Origin of the sequence: Algoriphagus sp. AGSA1, from assembly GCF_021390545.1 — a bacterium.
GTDB lineage: Bacteria > Bacteroidota > Bacteroidia > Cytophagales > Cyclobacteriaceae > Algoriphagus.
This window is the reverse complement of record NZ_JAJUWR010000009.1, coordinates 15,626-31,309: the sequence shown is the minus strand read 5'-3', so window position 1 is coordinate 31,309 and position 15,684 is coordinate 15,626. Positions and strand designations below refer to the sequence as shown.

At 40.8% G+C, this 15,684-nt stretch carries 17 protein-coding genes; 4 read left to right on the top strand and 13 right to left on the bottom strand.

Going from position 1 to position 15,684, the window contains the following annotated elements:
• The first annotated feature begins 21 nt into the window (after nt 1–21).
• Nucleotides 22–924: a LysR family transcriptional regulator gene (locus tag LZF95_RS08435; RefSeq protein WP_233754546.1), complete on the top strand. Its 903-nt coding sequence runs from the start codon at nt 22–24 to the stop codon at nt 922–924.
• 360 nt (nt 925–1,284) lie between these two features.
• Here the strand turns inward: LZF95_RS08435 and LZF95_RS08430 are convergent, their stop codons facing one another.
• The 11 genes from LZF95_RS08430 to LZF95_RS08380 all read right to left on the bottom strand — a co-directional run bounded on the left by LZF95_RS08430 (nt 1,285) and on the right by LZF95_RS08380 (nt 10,975).
• Entirely contained in the window at nt 1,285–3,903 is a 2,619-nt protein-coding gene (locus LZF95_RS08430) for an ABC transporter permease (protein WP_233754545.1), read from the bottom strand.
• Nucleotides 3,903–4,235 (bottom strand): PadR family transcriptional regulator, encoded by a 333-nt coding sequence (locus LZF95_RS08425; RefSeq protein ID WP_233754544.1) that lies wholly within the window; start codon nt 4,233–4,235, stop codon nt 3,903–3,905. The genes LZF95_RS08430 and LZF95_RS08425 overlap by 1 nt, the downstream gene beginning before the upstream one ends.
• A gap of 756 nt (nt 4,236–4,991) precedes the next feature.
• Nucleotides 4,992–5,318 carry an antibiotic biosynthesis monooxygenase gene (locus LZF95_RS08420; protein ID WP_233754543.1) on the bottom strand — a complete coding sequence of 109 codons (327 nt, stop codon included), beginning with the start codon at nt 5,316–5,318 and terminating at the stop codon, nt 4,992–4,994.
• Between the two features lie 29 nt (nt 5,319–5,347).
• Nucleotides 5,348–6,142, bottom strand: a complete 795-nt coding sequence (locus LZF95_RS08415) for an AraC family transcriptional regulator (protein WP_233754542.1) — start codon at nt 6,140–6,142, stop codon at nt 5,348–5,350.
• Nucleotide 6,143: 1 nt separating this feature from the next.
• Nucleotides 6,144–6,632: a manganese efflux pump gene (locus tag LZF95_RS08410; RefSeq protein ID WP_233754541.1), complete on the bottom strand. Its 489-nt coding sequence runs from the start codon at nt 6,630–6,632 to the stop codon at nt 6,144–6,146.
• Nucleotides 6,633–6,701: 69 nt separating this feature from the next.
• Nucleotides 6,702–7,451, bottom strand: coding sequence for an SDR family NAD(P)-dependent oxidoreductase (locus LZF95_RS08405; RefSeq protein WP_233754540.1), 750 nt, complete (start codon nt 7,449–7,451; stop codon nt 6,702–6,704).
• A 364-nt stretch (nt 7,452–7,815) separates the two neighbouring features.
• A complete protein-coding gene (locus tag LZF95_RS08400; protein ID WP_233754539.1) occupies nt 7,816–8,562 on the bottom strand; it encodes an SDR family oxidoreductase in 747 nt (248 codons plus the stop codon).
• Between the two features lie 128 nt (nt 8,563–8,690).
• The gene (locus LZF95_RS08395) at nt 8,691–9,422 is read right to left on the bottom strand and encodes a TetR/AcrR family transcriptional regulator (protein ID WP_233754538.1); all 732 of its coding nucleotides are present in this window, start codon (nt 9,420–9,422) and stop codon (nt 8,691–8,693) included.
• A complete protein-coding gene (locus LZF95_RS08390; protein WP_233754537.1) occupies nt 9,395–9,730 on the bottom strand; it encodes a DNA-3-methyladenine glycosylase I in 336 nt (111 codons plus the stop codon). The genes LZF95_RS08395 and LZF95_RS08390 overlap by 28 nt, the downstream gene beginning before the upstream one ends.
• 108 nt (nt 9,731–9,838) lie before the next feature.
• Complete coding sequence (locus LZF95_RS08385) at nt 9,839–10,162, bottom strand: nuclear transport factor 2 family protein (protein ID WP_233754536.1); 324 nt, start codon at nt 10,160–10,162, stop codon at nt 9,839–9,841.
• 21 nt (nt 10,163–10,183) lie between these two features.
• Nucleotides 10,184–10,975 carry an SDR family oxidoreductase gene (locus LZF95_RS08380; RefSeq protein WP_233754535.1) on the bottom strand — a complete coding sequence of 264 codons (792 nt, stop codon included), beginning with the start codon at nt 10,973–10,975 and terminating at the stop codon, nt 10,184–10,186.
• A gap of 126 nt (nt 10,976–11,101) precedes the next feature.
• Between LZF95_RS08380 and LZF95_RS08375 the strand changes: the two genes are divergently transcribed.
• Nucleotides 11,102–11,473, top strand: a complete 372-nt coding sequence (locus LZF95_RS08375; protein WP_233754534.1) for a helix-turn-helix domain-containing protein — start codon at nt 11,102–11,104, stop codon at nt 11,471–11,473.
• 166 nt (nt 11,474–11,639) lie between these two features.
• Here the strand turns inward: LZF95_RS08375 and LZF95_RS08370 are convergent, their stop codons facing one another.
• Together LZF95_RS08370 and LZF95_RS08365 are read right to left on the bottom strand one after the other, a co-directional pair.
• The gene (locus LZF95_RS08370) at nt 11,640–12,323 is read right to left on the bottom strand and encodes an NAD(P)-dependent oxidoreductase (RefSeq protein WP_233754533.1); all 684 of its coding nucleotides are present in this window, start codon (nt 12,321–12,323) and stop codon (nt 11,640–11,642) included.
• Nucleotides 12,324–12,414: 91 nt separating this feature from the next.
• Nucleotides 12,415–13,155: a flavodoxin family protein gene (locus LZF95_RS08365; protein WP_233754532.1), complete on the bottom strand. Its 741-nt coding sequence runs from the start codon at nt 13,153–13,155 to the stop codon at nt 12,415–12,417.
• Nucleotides 13,156–13,337: 182 nt separating this feature from the next.
• On the opposite strand from LZF95_RS08365, the gene LZF95_RS08360 reads away from it, so the two are divergent.
• Nucleotides 13,338–13,715: an SPW repeat protein gene (locus LZF95_RS08360; RefSeq protein WP_233754531.1), complete on the top strand. Its 378-nt coding sequence runs from the start codon at nt 13,338–13,340 to the stop codon at nt 13,713–13,715.
• A gap of 275 nt (nt 13,716–13,990) precedes the next feature.
• Nucleotides 13,991–15,679: a thiamine pyrophosphate-dependent enzyme gene (locus tag LZF95_RS08355; RefSeq protein WP_233754530.1), complete on the top strand. Its 1,689-nt coding sequence runs from the start codon at nt 13,991–13,993 to the stop codon at nt 15,677–15,679.
• Nucleotides 15,680–15,684: the final 5 nt, after the last annotated feature.

Genomic DNA, 15,684 nt, shown 5'->3' with positions numbered 1-15,684 from the left:
CTAAACTATAATAATTATTATATGCAGGCAAATCTTGAATGGTTCAGAACATTTCGGGCGATCTATGAATCAGGCACAATGAGCGGTGCTGCCAAACAACTTTATGTCTCGCAACCGGGTGTGGGATTACATCTCAATGCGTTAGAATCTTATACAGGCTTTCCTTTATTTGAGCGTACAGCCCGAAAAATGATACCGACTGAAAAAGGCCAGCTGCTGTATCAGCAAATGTTGAATTCGCTCTTGTGTCTGGAAGATATTGAAACTCGGTTCCAGCGGAAGTCGGGTGATGAAAGGGCAACTGTAGGCGTAGGAATGTGCGTGGAAACATTCCAACAGGCGTTGGAAAAACATATCCCTTGTCTTGAATTTAATTTAATAATGCAGTTTGGAAGCAATAAGCAATTGATCCAGTCTTTGGAGCACGGTTCAGTGGACTTGATATTGACTACTTGTGTCACCAATGGAAACGGTTTGGTTTACACGCCATTTACCACGGAAAGATATATACTCATCGCAGGCAGAAACACAGATATTTCACAATTTCAGATTTTCTTAAAGGGAAATAAAAACATAGACGAAATCAAGGAATGGATGAAATCCCAACTTTGGTACAGCACCGCAGCGGATATGAGCGTTTTGAACCTGTTTTGGGACAATAATTTCGGTGAACTCCCGGGCTTTGTACCCAATTATATCGTCCCAAATAAGTTTTCCATTATCAGGTGTCTGTCAGAGGGGAATGGTCTTGCTGTTTTACCTGATTTCTTGTGTAAGGAAGCAATGGGCAACCATAAAATCCAGAAAATCTGGGAAGGTTATAATCCCATTGAAAATACGCTGTACTTCGGTAAACGTAAGCAGTCCCTTTTTATGAATGAGATAGAGTCTATAGAGAAAATGCTGGTTGATGAGTTTCAATAGTTTGTTTTGAAGGTATGGTTTCTCTATCTGGTCAGACAAGCGAATCTTCACTCGGCGTAGTCAACCCCTCGTCTCCGGATTTAAGCCCGGATGGGTGTCTTGTCCCAGAATAGGTTTACACAAAACGTAAACTATGGAAAGACGAAAAAAGAAGATGGGAACTAGTGGTTCTTTAAGTCAGTGTGCCCATAGCGACCTTTTGCTCATATACACGGATCTCTTTTTTTAATGCCCGGCATCTGACTTTTCATTTTTTTAGTCAAATCCTCTATATGCTCAGTAAGCTTATCCTTTTTTTGTACCCATACCTTAGAGCTACGAAATTTTAAAATTTGAGAAATCAAGCTGAAGATTTCCTGATCACTCGCGGTTCAGCACTTCAGCTGGATTGGTTCGGGCTACCTTCAGTGTCTGGGAAAGGATCATCAGCAAAGCCAACAGCAACACGGCAAAACTGCCCAGCAACATTTCCGGCAATTGAAGCGGAAGGGAATTGGGAATCTGCGGAAGCATAATCCTATCGAAAAACAGGTAGGTCGCCGGAACAGATATACCCGCCGCAAACGCCAATAATACCAGAAAACCCCTGCTTAACAGCAAGATCAGTCCTACTTCTGACGAACCCATTACTTTGCGCACGCTTACTTCTTTCAGCCTCAATTCTGTAGTAAAGACCACCATGCCCAAAAGGCCGATAGAAGCGATACAGATGACCAAAAGTGACAAAAACCCTCCCGCCTTCACACTTGCCTGCAATCCCTTGAAACCATCCTGAATTTGTTGGTTGTAGAACTGTGCTTCAAAAGGATGTACAGGGTCCAGTTTTTTCCAGATCGCTTCCAACTTAGCATAGGTAGCAGGAAGATCCTGTGATTGGATTTTGACATTGAGGTAATTGGCCTCAGCATTGGCATAGCGCATAATCACTTCCTTTCCGGTCTGGTTGCTTGCCTTCCCGTATTCAAAATTCCCTATCACCCCGACAATGGCAAGTTCCTTTCCATCTACCTGAACCGTCTGTCCAACTGCGTCGGACACCTTACCTTCGGCAATATTGAAACGCCTGATTACTTCCTCGTTGACGATCACTTCCGTCTCCAGTGAATCCACAAGTTTGGGATGGAAGTTCCTTCCTGCCAGAAAAGTATGGCTGTGCATAGTCAGGTAATGTTCATCCACTTTATTGAAATAAACTGTAGAAGAATCCAGGGGATCATTGGGGTTTTTCATAGAAACTCCATTATAATGCCCAATACCGGAAACCAGCATGGACTGGGAGATCTCCTGCACCTCAGAAAGCTCATTGAGTTCATTTCTGAGCAATTGAGCGTCATTACCCTGCAACTTTATATTCAGAATATTCTCCGTGCTGAATCCGAGGTCAAAATGGATAAAGTGCTTGTACTGCTTGAATATGATGAGGGTGGAAGTAATGGCAATAATTGATATGCTGTATTGGAATACCGTGAGTATTTTTCGCATAGAAAACCCCTTGAGTGCCGGTGTTGCCAACCTATTTTTAAAGGCTACAATGGCATTGATCCGGGAAAAAGAAACTGCCGGAACCAACCCTGCCAGTATCCCTATCATGATGGCAAAGCCGATAAAGCACAACACCAGCATAGGAGACAACTCAAGCTTCAGTAGTTGCTGCAGGGAATCTTCCATGCTTAAGAAATGCGGTCTGATAAAAATAAAAAGGATAAATGAAAGGACTAAAGCCAAAAGGGAAATGAGAATGGATTCAATGACAAACTGTCCCACGATCTGACTTTTAAAGGCACCGATTGTCTTCCTGATTCCCACTTCTTTGGTTCTGCTTAATGACCGTGCCACCGAAAGATTGGTATAATTAAAGCATGCGGACAATAAAAGGACTACCGTAAGTGCGATAAATATCCTCAGCAGGGTTTTGCCAAAGGTCGGGCCGATCTGATTCCCCATATTCTCCCCTATCATGATATCGCCAAGGGGTTGAAGATCAAGCTCGATATGGGTATTTTCTACTGTCTTGTCTTTCATGGCACTAAACTTATCCAATGATGACTTTACTCCAGTTGGATCAACCCCTTCATTCAACAGCACGTAAGACCATGTATTATAGACATTATCCCACTTCATTAAGTCCAGATTGTCCCTGTCTAAAGCATCCAAAGTGCTTAGCGAACCGAGCACTTCAAATTTAAAGTGGGAGAAAATAGGCGGATCTTTCAAGATCCCCGCTACTATATATTCATTTTCGTCCCGGACTATCGCTCTGCCTAGCGCATCTGAAGTGCCAAATAACTTGTTTGCAGCAGATTCTGTAACCACTATTTGGAAAGGATCCTTAAGAGCAGTTGCAGGATTTCCCTGCAACAGATCAAAGGAAAATACCTCGAAAAAGGACTCTCCTGTCCAGTACCCGGATAAAGGAATAACCTTCTCATTTATTTCAAAATCCGCAGATAGACCATTTCTGAGTATGGCCACATCCTTCACTCCATTGACATGATCCTTTAAAGAAAATCCGGCATTTAGGGAGCTGGTGGCAAAGAACGTTGTATTTGGATCCACCCGACTGATCAATCGATGAATTCTGTCGTGATTGTCATGGAAGCGATCGTAGGAAAACACATCCAGCAGCATGGCGATCATCAGCAGGCCTACGGACATGCTGACACCCAGACCAAAAATATTTATACCGGAAAACAATTTATTACGGACAATATTCCGTCGGGAGGTTTTGATGTACGAGCCAAGCATAATCATGTTGATCAATAAGTTTAACAGATGGAGTTTGCGTAAGGTATAGGGACGGAAAAACTTCAGGACATCAAGCACATAGATAAACCTGGCACGCCTAGCTCCCTTGTTTTTGAGGTTTCTTTCAAAGTATTCGTTCAGATCTCCCTGAAGATCTTCCAGCAGCTCAGGCTTGCAGTACCAGCCTAAGAACTGCTCTGCCCATTTTGGAGGGCCCGGGATTTTCTTTTTCATTATATCCCCTTTAAACTAAAATGAGGTATCCTATTCCAAAGCTCATCACGAACCTCTTTTGTTCTTATCAAAGCCGCTTTTCCTGTATTGGTCACCTGATAAAACCGCTTCCGTTTGCCTCCACGAGTCTTGGTGGCTTCTCCCAACTGACTGTCCACCATTCCTTTTTCTTCCAGACGATGGAGTACAGCGTGCACTACACCCAGTTTGACCGACCTACCGGTAACTTTTTCGAGCTCGTCACAGACAGCCACACTGTACGCCTCATCGATCAGTGTCGCAATAGTCAATAAAACGAGTTCCTCAAATTCTCCCAGATTTGTTCCTTTCATAGATCCTCTTACTTTTAGAGTTTGGACAGGGGATTAATTACTTAAATGTATGTAAAATGCATATCCTCGGATATTACCAGATGTATGCCATACTAAAAAACCTGCTTTACGGGCGATTTTTAAAGCATACGCAGATTTATAGCGGACAGTTTTGACCGCCAGCGGTCAAGGTTGCCTTTACTTTCGGATTAAAAATTGTGGTATAATCCTTCCCTCCTGCGATCAGGATGGCCAATAGTGATTTTTAAAAACAGTAAAGAAGTTAAAAGAATCTGAACAGTATTCCGAAGCAGCTGCCTCCTCTATGGCAAGGATAGATAGTATGTACTTTTAAAAGAAAATGTTTTTGCTTTCTCGATTCGTTTCAATCATATAATTCCGTCATCATGGGATCAGCATAATCTAATACAGCTGCTTGGAGGGTAAATCAATTGCTCTATTCCGTCTCGTGTTTTGCATTCTCTTAGGACTAATCATGTTTTCTAAACCAAGAAGTAGAGGCAGTGGCTCAAAGTCCTATACTAATCACTACAATAGCTTTGTCCCACTTAAGAAGAAGAGGTCACGAATCTATCCTTTCCTATTACCTCAAATCGCAGCCAACAATCCAGTGATCCGCTACCGATTCATCGAGAAGAGCCGTACGTACGGGGTGACCTGTGCTCCGTGGCGTAGGCGAACCTCGCCCACTTAATGGCTGGCCAGGCCGTCTATTTGATTGGCGGCGGTTTTAGGGGCAGGCCATACATAAGAGCTTTAGTTTGATGGCAGAAAAGTTTCCACAACTTCATACATTCCAGGCTCAAACTTGGCTATTTCTAAAGCTTCTTCTAAATAAGGTGACGCAGTAGGATTATTTCGCATATTTTGATAATCTTCAGTACTTTTCCACTGCGCATACATCGTAACCTTTGTGCCATCAATACTCTTATGCAAACTTGATGAAATAAATCCAGTTACTTTTTTTACGCTATTTTCTGTTGCCAATGTCAATAAATCAACTAATCTCTGTTGATTAGCTGGATTAACAGTGAATACATTTATTAGGGTCAAAAAATTCGCTTCTTTAGATATTGTGGTCATATTTTTCGTTTTGTTGTTTAGTTGCAGTTTTATATTTCCGATGGACTTACCCCAAATTCTGCCTTAAATGATTTAGAAAAATGAGAAAAGTTTATAAATCCAGCGTCTATATAAGAGTCAGATGGTTTTTTACCTTTTGTGGCAATTAGATAATATGCTAAATCCAATCGTTTTTTTATCAACCATTTATTAGGCGTTATTCCGAAGATGGATTGAAAATCTCTTTTGAATGTTGAAAGACTTCTGCCTGTCAATGCAGCAAACTGTTCCAATGGAATATTGTGCATATAATTTTTGTTCATATAGGCTTCAATATCCAATTTAAAATCGTCATTGAATTTGAACAAAATATTTTGCATTCGGTTATCCTTTATAAGGATTTCAATCAATTCCCATGTTTTGAAACGAGCCAAATTATCGGTTAACATATCAGGGTTTTCGAAATAGGGCAACATAGAATCTAAATACCCCTTTAAGAAATCGTTTTTAAAAACTGAGAAATTCGGTTCGCCAATATAATTCCCTTTAGGTTCAATCTTAAATTCTTTGGCATATTCAAATAATGTTTCTGACGGAAGAAAGATGCTTATGGCTATGAAAGGTTTATTATCGTTAGGTATTTTCTGGGTTCTTACCAATTGATTTTTTGAGATAAAACCTATTTCGTCTTGTTTAAAATTTAATGATTTATTTCCATCATTTACCACCATCGTTCCGTTAATGACAAAAACCAATGCGTGATCTGGAACAAACGGATCGTAGTCTGCTGTCTCTTGACCAACGCAAGAAAACATAATATTCTTTCGGGTTCTGCTCTCTAACATTTTATTCGGTTTCCTTTAATTGATTGTAATAAATTGCAGCTCGCTCTTTCGAAAAATAATCAATCCCTGCGAATACTGTACCCAACAAGATTAAAGCGATTGCAACTGCTTGTCCATGTATATTCTTAACGAAATAAAGTAATCCTAAAGCCACTAAGAAGCTCACCAAACTTATTGCAAGGGACATGGGATATAAGTACTGAAAATCTTCTACACGCTGGATTTCTGATTGATGAAATTCAGTTGGGTTGTTGTCATATTGGGCTTGTAAAGTTTCTATTTTCTTTGTATTCGAATAAACCATATTTGACCCAATAGAAAGGAAAATAAATCCCGTAACAGCTAAAGGAAGTAATAAAGCTTTAGCAGCAGGTGTGTTTCCCAAATAATAAAATAATAGGGAGGCCATGATCAAAAAAATGCCAAAGCCTAAAATAAATTTAGCCTCGAAAATCTCACCATGGTACCAATTAAATGTACTTTGTATCATCTTGAAGTTGTTTGAAAAGTAATTAGCCACTCCATTTCCAGAGTAGCTAATTTACGTTATTTTAATGATTTATCGTGCAGTATAACCACCATCCACGGGTAGAATAACCCCTGTCATAAACGGACATTCATCTGATGATAAGAAATAAATAGCGTTGGCAATATCTTCTACTGTACCTGTTCTTTTCATTGGGTGTATAGTACCCAGTTCTTCGGCCGTCATACTTCCAGAAGCAATCACATCATTTAGAATATCTGTTAAAATGGAACCCGGAGCAACAGCGTTGATTGTAATGCCCGAAGTTGCATGTTCTACTGCGGCACCTTTTGTCATACCTACTACGGCGTGTTTTGTGGCGCCGTATTCACCACCGTATTCAATTCCGTTTAGCCCCGCAATAGATGCTAAGTTTACAATTTTGCCTTTAGTGGGTTGCTTCAGCATTTGCAAAATTCCGTAACGCATTCCCCAATACAATCCCATTACATTCGTTTCGATCATGTCTCTCATATTGTTTTTGGAGGTATGAGCAAAGAATTTTGGTTCTCCTGCGATACCGGAATTATTCACTAATACATCCACGGAGCCATACTTCTCTACTGTGTCTGAAATTAATTTTTCAACTTGATCCTCATTTGTTACATCGACTTTATAAACAGTCGCTTCAAACCCTAATTGTTTAAACTCCTCCATGAACTTATTCGCCTTTTCTTCACTTCTTGAAGTCGTTACGATATTAAAACCATTCTGAGCAAATTTTAAAGCTGTTGCCTTACCGATACCTGCTGTACCACCTGTGATAATTACTGTCTTTTTCATTTTTAATTTTGATTAAATACTTGTTTAACTTGTTGGTACAAAACTACATCGGGCAAATTCTTTCAGATGTTCTCTAAAGTTCAAATTTGTTTGCTGAAAGAATCTGTATTTGGAAAAAGTATAAAACACAACAGTTTGAACTTTACAACACAATATTTTGGTTGACAGGTTTGATTTTAGCAAAGTGAAAAAACAAATTCCATTACGAATTGCATTTATAATAGTAAGTAGGGTTTAAAAATAAAGCGGTTTGATTAGGTTTTATTCGTAATGTAATGTTGTGTAATCTGGTTGGTTTTATGTCATCTAAAAATGAACAAGCCCGAAACTACGTTTCAGGCTTGTTTAACAATTGTTCGCAAAACTATGCTAATTGGTTCATTGCATTAAATGCTCCTATTCTTGCTGTTTCAGCAAAGAAACCATTGCGTAAATCAACGGCTACACCAACAGGAATTTCAAATTGGTCTTCTTTGAAGCCTTTTAAAAATCCTGCTGCAACATCTGTTACAGGCATTCCGTATTTTTTGCCGTTAAGTTCTTCGGAAAATGGCGTGTCCACCAAAGGCGGTAACAATTCAAACACTTTTACACTTGTATTTTTCAACTCGTGGCGTAAAACTTGTGTGTAAGAACGGAACGCTGCTTTGCTATCTGAATACGTTGGAATAGCAATCCAAGGTGTCAATGCAACTGCTGATGTAACGTTTACGACAGCACTTTCAGATTGATTTTTCAAAACGGGCAACAATTTCTCTGTCAAGCGAATTGGCGAAAAATAATTGGTTTCAAATTCAGCGATTGCCTTTGTGCGTGCATCTACATTTTCACCAAGCGTATAAGCATAAGCAAAGCCTGCATTATTGATAAGCACACTCAAATCATTGTATTTAATATTAATTTCGTTAACCAAACGATTTACGTCATTTTCGTTTGTAACGTCTGCTTGAATGGCAATTGTGTTTGGCAATTTTGCGTGTGCCTCGTCCAATCTTTGTTTATTTCTGCCGATGATGATCACTTTGTTATCGGCACTTAATAATTTGGCTATCTCAAAGCCAATTCCCGAACTTCCTCCTGTAATGAGGATTATTTTTCCTGTTGTCTGCATTTTACTTAAATTATGATGTTATTAAAAGCACTCGCTTTTTATATTCAATTTTGAGTAGAGTGCGTTAAACTCAAAATTGAGTCTCTTTCTATAAATATACCAATCGGTATATTTATAGTTAAATTTTTTTATTTTTCTTTTTTCTTGTCAACTGCAATGTTGTAAACTATATCTTTTATTGTTTCCAAAACGATGTCTAAAAACGCAGGATTTTTGATGCTTTGCGCAACAAAAATTCCGCCTTCGACCAACGCAATAATGGACAATGCGGTTTGTTCAATTACTACGTCTCTACGAAATTCACCTGCCGAAATTCCTTTTTTGATAATTGTTGCGATGTCTTTTTTCCATTGCAACAATTCGGCAGAAACCGCTTTGCGAAAATCCTCGTGTGTGTCGTCTGCTTCTGTTCCTGTGTTTAGCAACGGACAACCGCCTTTCGGGAAAATGTGGTTGTTCTTGCTGTTGAAAATAACCGCAAAAACCAGCAATTTTTCGGTGTAAGTTTTTGCCGCATTTATTCGTGATGAAATTGCGCTTTCACGAATTTTAGCGTTGTGATAAAAAGCGGCTAACGCAACTTCTTCCTTATCTTTGAAATTTCCGTAGATACTGCCTTTCGTCAGTCCTGTTGCTTCTGTCAAGTCTGCCATTGACGTGCCGACATAACCTTTCATATTGAAAATCGGTGCGGTCTTTTCAATTATGAACTGTCGTGTTCGTTCTGACTTTGATAATGTTTCGTTCATCTCGAGGGCAAAGATAAATAAAAATACCGAACGGTATATTTTTTTTGTAAAAAAAAATGTCTGGTAGTTTTTTGACTGAATTTCTATCTGATTGTGCGGTCGGTTAGCCATTTTTCAAATGAACCGAACTCTTTTTGTAAAACAAGCATTGTTTTCGCGTTTTCTATGGCGGCATTTACTTTCAGTTTGTTGCGTATAATTCCTGTATTTGCCAACAGGCGCTCTCTGTCTGCTTCTGTATAGGCAGCAACTTGCCTGATATTAAAATTGCTGTAAGCAGTTCTAAACGATTGCTCTTTTTTCAAAATCGTTTCCCAACTCAGTCCGGCCTGATTGATTTCTAAAATCAACCTGCCAAATAATTCATCGACATCGTGGATGGGGAAGCCATAGCTGTTATCGTGATAGTTTTTGTGCAAAGCCTTTTTTTTCTTCGGATTGCATATTTATTATAGCTGTGCAATAACTCATAAAATCGTTTTATGTTTTAAAGAGGGTGAATGAAAAACATGCACCCTCTTTTAGTGTTATCCGGTAACTTTCAGGTAATCGATGAGATTATTCTTCAACGTGAAATGAAACTGCAAAACTGCCGGGCTTCCGGGAAAGGTGCCAGATACCTCCGCAGATAAGACACTTGAAGTACCTTCTTCGGTATATTTAAGCGGTTTCATCACGGATTGGTATTTTTTGTTTGTTTCTTCTAAGATACCTTGAATTTCTGCTCTTCCGGTGTACGGCTTGCCTTCTTCCAGCATTATCCCGTTTTCAGAAAAGCAATTTGCAGATGCTGCGCTGTCAAAATTGTTTTGGGCATTTATAAAATCTGTTACTACTGTTGGTAAATTCATTTTTCTAAGTTTTTAAGATGATTAAATTGTTGGTACTGTGCCACCATCCATTACAAAATTGGTCCCGGTTAAATAAGCGGCTCTTGGTGATACCAAAAAGCCAATGAACTCCGCCACCTCCTGTGGTTCGGCAGGCCTTCCAAAAGGTATTCCACCCAAAGCATCCATTACACCTTGCCGCGCTTCTTCTACAGTACTATTCGCATTTCTTGCAATTTCGCCAAGCCAGGCTTTCGATGCTGTCGTGTTGATCCATCCTGGCGAAACAGTGAGCACACGAACCCCTTTTGGCGTCACTTCATTTGATAGGCTTTTACTGTAATTGATCAAAGCTGCCTTTGAAGCCGCATAGGGTAATGTAGAATCGTATAAGGGTAGTTTACCCTGGATAGAGGCAATGTGAATGATAACACCACTCTTTCGTTCAATCATTTGTGGTAAAAATCCCCTGTCCAGTCTTACAGGAGCAAGCAAATTAGCTTGTAGGGTTGATTCCCAATCTTCATCGGTCAGTGCGGCAAAACCGCCCGCTGGAGTCACTGAAGAACCTAGATTGTTTATCAAAATGTCCAGCCTGCCATAAGTTGAAAGCACTTCGCTGACTAATTTTTGGCCATCTTCTGCCTTGCTTAAATCGGAAGGAATGAAATGCATATTACTGTTTTCTTTTTCAGGAGCGTTTCGTGCAGTAACAATAACTGTTGCCCCCGCTTGTAAAAGCCTTTCTGCTATTGCTCTTCCTGTGCCTTTTGTGCCACCTGTTACCAAGGTTATTTTGCCTGATAGCTCATTGTTGAAATTTAATTGTTCCATTTGTATAAAATATTTAGGGCAAAATTGGTGCGTACAAATGGTTGGCACAAGTACGGAATATCGAATTGCATAGGGTTAAATTTTTCCCCTATTGTACAATCTGGAACATTGAACTAAATTTACCTTATGAAAGATAGAAAAATTCCATTGAACCTGAATTGTGGTTTGGATTTAATTGGCGAAGTGCTTTATGGCAAATGGAAAATCCGTCTGTTATGGTTCATTAATGAAGGTCATAAACGGCCAAGTGAATTGCAGCGAAAAATACCAGAGGCTTCACGCAGAGTTCTAAATATTCAATTAAAAGAGCTCGAAGAGCATGAGTTAATTTCAAAAATCATTTATCCTGTTGTTCCGCCAAAAGTTGAATACAGTTTAACAGATTTTGGCAAAACACTTATTCCTGTAATTTCTGCGTTGGGAAATTGGGGAGATAAAAATGAAAAGCGTTTGCGGAATGTAATTATGAAACAGTCAAGAAATTTGTCAGCCGAATAAATTTGTTGTTTGTTTATCGGGTCGTATGAAGGATTGTGCGGTTGGTTAGCCTTGCAGGTAAAGTTTTGCGCGTCGAGTAGTCAAGGGGATTTCACCCCGAGCCTCTCACAGAACCGTACGCGATAGTCTCCCATCATACGTCTCTTCTTATTCAAATTCATTCCTTTTAATTCAAATATCCAACATACCAGTGGTAAAACAGACTTGGATATTGATCCCGAACCCTGTCCAGCCATTTATGAGCATTTGTCAGATTGTTTCGATACCGTTTGTAGCGATACCTTGCCCATCTTACCAGTTTTATACGCAAGATATAAAACACTTTGGAATGGTCTTCCTTGCACGCAATCGGCACTAATAGTTCGCCTTGAGCGTTTTTAAAATCCCATTTTTTATCCAGTAAGTCTGTAGGAGAGCGATTTAGATTCTGATAGATAACGCCGCCGGAATCCGTATAATAGCCTTCTCCATAGAGACTCATGCTCGACGCAAGGATCAGTTTCTGAACTGGATTCCTGATAAGAGACTCAAGCAGCACTGAGGTTCCGATATTATTTACATCGTGTAATTCCTGGATTTGATCCATTGACTTGCCATCGCTGCCTATCGCTGCTAGATGGACAACCATATCTGCCTTCTTCACAAGAGGTTCTACTGTAAACACATCCCTGATGTCCCCTACTATCAATTCAACATCTTTGTGAATCCTATGTGGTCTCTCGGCATCCAGTCCATGAACATGGGGAGACAGATTATCCAGCACCGTCACTTTATAGCCGTGCGAAATCAATTCATTGCAGAGATGGATCCCCATAAATCCAGCGCCTCCGGTGATAAGGATATTTTGCATATACTTTGAGGAAGATTAATTATGATCGTCTGTAATTAGGCTAAAGAATGCCAAGAGCAAGGAGGCTTTTATCTATATCGAACACCAATGACTATTCCCCACCCCCTGGCTTCCTGAATGCCCATCTTTCACCCTTTTCCCATGCATCAGACGAGTTGCCATAAGCCGGATAACCTCCCTGTTTTTTAAGGGCAGAAGCTAAATGCATTAAGTTATAGGTCATAAAAGTCACACTTCTGTTTGTGAAATCAGAATCAAAGCCTTTTGGAGGATCAATCGCCTCACCCTGCCATTCGGTATCCCCATAACTTGGCCCTGGCCCCACCTCGCCGATCCACCCGCAGTCCGCCTGTGGCGGAATGGTAAATCCTAAATGCTGTAAGGAATATAGGATACCCATAGCACTATGCTTGATCCCATCTTCATTCCCCGTGATGAGGCAGCCCCCTACTTTTCCATAATAGATATATTGACCTTTAGAATTTGTCTTGCTGCTCATTCCGTCCAGTCTTTCAATCAATTTTTTGGCTACGGAAGATTGCTGCCCTAGCCATATTGGTGCTGCTATGATCAATATATCTGCCTGAAGTACCCGCTCAAACAGCACTGGCCATTCGTCCGTTTCCCATCCGTATTCAGTCATATCCGGAGATTCTCCTGGGGGAACTTCATGGTCTATAAATCTTATATAATCAACTGTAACATTCTCCCTCTTCATGATACCCGAGGACAAATCTATCAGCTTGGAAGTATGACTAGGAAGCGGGGATTTTTTTAGGGTACAGTTGACGATAAGGGCGCGTAATCCACTGAAATCAATTTTATCCTCCATAATATATTTGTTAACTAAAATAATGGCCTTTCATCTTTCTACTTATGTCAGAAGGTGATTTACCATATCCAAACCCTAAGCCAGTATGTATTGATGCCGTACCTCCCGATAAGAGTATAATCAAGAAAGGATCAAATTTTGAAAAAGATCACGAGCTAACTATCAAAAAACAACCGCTACTTATGAACTTGATCAGCCCGAAAATTCACGCCTATTTGGATTATAGTATCGCTGCGATTTTAATCGGGATACCTTGGATATTTGGATTTACGATGAATGGCCCGGAAATGTGGATCCCTGTAATCATTGGACTTATCACATTGACATACAGTATTTTCACACGGTTTAAAGAAGAGCATTTTGGGATAATTCCCTTAAGGGTACATGTGATCAGCGATGTGATCTTGGGTGCTTTCCTTGCTAGCAGCCCCTGGATCGCCGGCTTTACCAAAACCTCAGCAATCCCGCATTTGGTAATGGGTGTCCTGATCTGTGCGATAGCAGTGCTCACTGACGTCCCCCAAAAATCTGACGAGGAAAAAGGAAAAAAGCTCGAATAATACACGCTATAACATACCTGACCAGGGTTTCTTTTGATTAAAAAAATTCACGAACCGTTACATATTTTACACAGTAGCTTCCCGTATAGACAGTTCTCCTGCTCAACTCTTCAAACTATATTTTAGCAAAACTGATCACAATACATGCCACGGCATATTTAGCCTACTTCCAATAAAATCCCCTCCGGCCCGGCCCCAAAGGAACGGATGTTGAATTCTCTACTGTCTATTCACTTAAACCAACCCCAAACTTGCTCCAACAAACCAACCTAAGAATGAAAGAAACAGATGAGAAAATCCATTCAAAAATGAACACAGCGGATGTTTTAGTCCAGAAGCTTATAGACTGGGATGTAAAGTTTATTTTTGGAATAATCGGTGACCGTATAAACCCTATAGTGGAAGCCCTAAGAAAACGCCAACAGCATCTCCGATTTATAACTGTCCGCCATGAAGAATCCGCGGCATTTATGGCCAGTGGCTATGCGAAATATACAGGCAAATTAGGGGTGTGTTTAGCTACCTCTGGGCCGGGGGTAATCCATCTGATGAACGGGTTATATGATGCATATAAAGATCATGTACCTGTCTTGGCAATCACCGGTGCTCCGGTGCAGGATCTGGAAGGCACCGACTACACCCAGGAAGTAAATGTAAGTTCACTGATGCAGGAAGTCACTACGTATAGTCAGGTAATCACCGGGCCTAAACAAGCGGAAAGCATTGTAGATCTTGCCATCAGAGCCGCATTAAATGAAGCAGGGGTGTCCCATCTGAATTTTGCCAAAGACACTCAGGAAATTAAGAAAAAGGAAGATGAGCAAACCAAAGAGGGAAACGAAAAACTCAAAGGCTCCCAAAGTTACCAGCCACGGGTAGAAGTTCCTGGTGAGGAAGCTCTGAATTCCGCGGCAGAGATAATCAACTCAGGAAAAAAGATAGGTATTCTGGCTGGCTGTGGGGCACGCACAGCTCGTGAAGAGGTATTGAGCCTTGCCAAACTGCTCGGTGCTCCAGTTACCACAGCCTTGCTGGGAAAAGGTGTGATCCCTGACGATTCACCGTACAGCACTGGAGGGATAGGACATCTGGGAACCCTCCCGTCCAAAGAGTGGATGCAGGAATGTGATGTTTTAGTGATTCTGGGGAGTAATATGCCTTACCTCGAATACTATCCAAAAACTGCCAAAGCCATACAGGTAGATCATAATCCCAAACGAATAGGATTGAGATATCCAGCTGCAGTTGGTCTTACAGGTGATGTTGCCGCTACTGTCAAGGCTCTCCTTCCAAAATTGGATAGAAAAGAAGATCAAAGCTTCCTGAACAAGTATCAAAAAAACATGGAGGAATGGCGAAAAACATTGGAAAAAGTAGAAGAGGGAGAGAGTGAGTTGATCAGGCCTCAGTATTTGGTGGCGGAAGTGGGAAGGCAGCTGCAGGATGACGCGACAGTGTCCATAGACACAGGGGCACATACTGTCTTCACCGCCCGTCATTGGGAAATGAAAAAAGACCAACAACTTGCAGTCTCAGGTAATCTCGCCTCCATGGCTCCAGGCCTTCCCTATGCCCTTGCGGCACAATTGGCCTTCCCAGACAGGCAATGTGTGGCTATGGTGGGAGATGGGGGCTTTTCCATGCTTATGGCCGAAATGGCCACGGCAGTGAGATACAAATTGCCCGTGAAAGTGATCATATTCAAAAACAACCAGCTTTCCCAAGATGTATATGAGCAAAAAGCCGCCGGAACGGAAGTTTATGGGGGAGACCTCACGCCTATAGACTTTGTGAAAATAGCCGAAGCATGTGGAGCAGAAGGATATACGTGTAGCCAAAAAAACCAACTTCATGGCATTTTACAGCAAGCCTTGTCCACAAGTAGTCCCGCTGTCATAGAGGTCAACATAGATCCTGATCAGGCCCCATCCGCACCTCACCACATTTTGGAGAATAAATTTTAATACAG

What these genes read in the sequence shown, in the direction of transcription:
- LZF95_RS08435 (WP_233754546.1), top strand. Translation starts at nt 22, where the DNA reads ATGCAGGCAAATCTTGAATGGTTCAGAACATTTCGGGCGATCTATGAA.
- LZF95_RS08430 (WP_233754545.1), bottom strand. Translation starts at nt 3,903, where the DNA reads ATGAAAAAGAAAATCCCGGGCCCTCCAAAATGGGCAGAGCAGTTCTTA.
- LZF95_RS08425 (WP_233754544.1), bottom strand. Translation starts at nt 4,235, where the DNA reads ATGAAAGGAACAAATCTGGGAGAATTTGAGGAACTCGTTTTATTGACT.
- LZF95_RS08420 (WP_233754543.1), bottom strand. Translation starts at nt 5,318, where the DNA reads ATGACCACAATATCTAAAGAAGCGAATTTTTTGACCCTAATAAATGTA.
- LZF95_RS08415 (WP_233754542.1), bottom strand. Translation starts at nt 6,142, where the DNA reads ATGTTAGAGAGCAGAACCCGAAAGAATATTATGTTTTCTTGCGTTGGT.
- LZF95_RS08410 (WP_233754541.1), bottom strand. Translation starts at nt 6,632, where the DNA reads ATGATACAAAGTACATTTAATTGGTACCATGGTGAGATTTTCGAGGCT.
- LZF95_RS08405 (WP_233754540.1), bottom strand. Translation starts at nt 7,451, where the DNA reads ATGAAAAAGACAGTAATTATCACAGGTGGTACAGCAGGTATCGGTAAG.
- LZF95_RS08400 (WP_233754539.1), bottom strand. Translation starts at nt 8,562, where the DNA reads ATGCAGACAACAGGAAAAATAATCCTCATTACAGGAGGAAGTTCGGGA.
- LZF95_RS08395 (WP_233754538.1), bottom strand. Translation starts at nt 9,422, where the DNA reads ATGGCTAACCGACCGCACAATCAGATAGAAATTCAGTCAAAAAACTAC.
- LZF95_RS08385 (WP_233754536.1), bottom strand. Translation starts at nt 10,162, where the DNA reads ATGAATTTACCAACAGTAGTAACAGATTTTATAAATGCCCAAAACAAT.
- LZF95_RS08380 (WP_233754535.1), bottom strand. Translation starts at nt 10,975, where the DNA reads ATGGAACAATTAAATTTCAACAATGAGCTATCAGGCAAAATAACCTTG.
- LZF95_RS08375 (WP_233754534.1), top strand. Translation starts at nt 11,102, where the DNA reads ATGAAAGATAGAAAAATTCCATTGAACCTGAATTGTGGTTTGGATTTA.
- LZF95_RS08370 (WP_233754533.1), bottom strand. Translation starts at nt 12,323, where the DNA reads ATGCAAAATATCCTTATCACCGGAGGCGCTGGATTTATGGGGATCCAT.
- LZF95_RS08365 (WP_233754532.1), bottom strand. Translation starts at nt 13,155, where the DNA reads ATGGAGGATAAAATTGATTTCAGTGGATTACGCGCCCTTATCGTCAAC.
- LZF95_RS08360 (WP_233754531.1), top strand. Translation starts at nt 13,338, where the DNA reads ATGAACTTGATCAGCCCGAAAATTCACGCCTATTTGGATTATAGTATC.
- LZF95_RS08355 (WP_233754530.1), top strand. Translation starts at nt 13,991, where the DNA reads ATGAAAGAAACAGATGAGAAAATCCATTCAAAAATGAACACAGCGGAT.